The organism is Paenibacillus sp. P4_E11 (assembly GCF_056401635.1).
The window spans coordinates 1-1,204 of the sequence record NZ_JBFUIX010000513.1; the positions used below are offsets into that span (position 1 = coordinate 1).

Genomic DNA, 1,204 nt, shown 5'->3' on the forward strand with positions numbered 1-1,204 from the left:
GCCCTACTACATTGAAAAACTGAAAGTCGCTTACGTCAAGAAGCTTGGGAATGAATACATCAAGAAGCTAAACAAATTTATCGTATCAGATTGTTCCCTGGAAGAAATCTCAACAACCCTTCGGAACGGGGTGAACGTGGACCTTCTCGAAAAAGATACCAAACTGACGATCATGCCAGAGGATTATGCGGGGGAACACTTTAACGGGATTATGGAACGAGCGAAGAATCCTGAAACGAAGAAGGGGATTCACTTTCAGAACTATCCAGAGTTGAACAATACGTTCTACGGGCTGCAGGGTGGAGATTTAATTCTAGTATGCGCTCAGTCCGGTCACGGTAAGACTGCATTAGCCTTAAACATATCGGATGACTTCTCCATTGACCAAGGGTTTACCGGATACTACGCCAACGCAGAAATGCGAGAAGAAGAACTAACGATGAGGATCGCCTCAAAACGCGCCATTATCCCTACACAAGAAGTCATGTCAGCTAATTTCATGGAAACTAAGCAGATGGAAGCACTGGTAAAGCTATCCGATCAATACGATCTGATGGGGAAGAAGAATCTGATCCTTTCAAGGATCCCGATTATGTCCATCAGCTCCATCAGGCGCGGATACAAGAAGCTGCTCAATGCGGGTAGAAAACCGGACTACATCCTAATTGACTACATAGGGCGCATGGAGCTGGAGAGAAAAGAGGCTGGATTGACAGAATGGCAGAAGCTTTATCTGTTGTCAGAGGACATCAAGACACTAGCGATTGAGCTGGACGTTCCGATTATCGCCTTGGCACAGCTTAACGATGACGGTCAAATCGAAGGCGCGAAGAAAATGAAGAACGCATGTGACGGAGTGCTTTTCTTCCAGCCGGTAGAGGAAGAGGACATGAAGTACATGAACCAAGCGCAAAAAGATTATGCCAACTACAAAATAATCAAATTCAAAGTCAGAAGGAACGACAACAGTAAGCCGATCTACATCAACTTCACGAAAAAGTATCAACGAATCGCGGAGGTGTTCTGATTGGATGGATGAAACCCTAGAATTTATCGAGAAAGAACAGGCCACGTTTGCTCGATACTTGGATATGGCAAAGGAACAGAAGCAAATCACAGACACCTATTACCACTATGCCAAAGAAAAAACATGCGAATGCGACGATTGGACCGGAGCCAGCACATACTTCATTGACCTATTGAC

The 1,204-nt window shown here is 44.9% G+C and carries 1 protein-coding gene; it reads left to right on the forward strand.

Features of this window, described 5'->3' with window-relative positions; translation table 11 throughout:
- Positions 1-1,027, forward strand: a 1,027-nt coding sequence (locus tag AC1DWB_RS35605; protein WP_477545781.1) for a DnaB-like helicase C-terminal domain-containing protein, incomplete at its 5' end; no start/stop codon positions are given.
- Positions 1,028-1,204 lie beyond the last annotated feature (177 nt).